The sequence below is a fragment of the Burkholderia sp. SIMBA_062 genome, from assembly GCF_046534765.1.
In the GTDB taxonomy this organism is placed as follows: Bacteria; Pseudomonadota; Gammaproteobacteria; order Burkholderiales; family Burkholderiaceae; genus Burkholderia; species Burkholderia ambifaria.
The window spans coordinates 1-338 of the sequence record NZ_JAWRYD010000156.1 but is presented as its reverse complement, the minus strand read 5'-3'; the positions used below and the strand labels follow the sequence as shown (position 1 = coordinate 338).

Annotated in this window: 1 protein-coding gene; it reads left to right on the top strand. The window is 52.4% G+C overall.

The genetic code is table 11. The features are described 5' to 3' along the window. Positions 1–269: hypothetical protein (locus SB786_RS35825; RefSeq protein ID WP_410731520.1), on the top strand; the 269-nt coding region annotated here is incomplete at its 5' end. Between the last annotated feature and the right edge of the window lie 69 nt (positions 270–338).

Genomic DNA, 338 nt, shown 5'->3' with positions numbered 1-338 from the left:
CTGCACGAGCGACGAACAAAGAACTTGAGACCGCGAAGAAAACCAACGAATCCGTCACCCGCTTCCTTACTGAAGGTGGCTATCTGCCTGAGAAGGCCTTCTTGAAACCTATTCCGGATCGCCCTGATGCGTATCTGACGGTAATCAATGGCCAGGATGGCGTTATCCCACTAGCGGATGAAACTGGCACCTACACTGTGTCCGGAGAAATGATTCAGAAGGTCCTGGTCATTTACTACGAGTCATGGTTCCACAACCTAAAGCGTTGAAAGAGGCTTAACCTCCACCATCCTGTGCGTCTCGGCATGTACATGCCCGTGCAGGATGCCGACCACCAG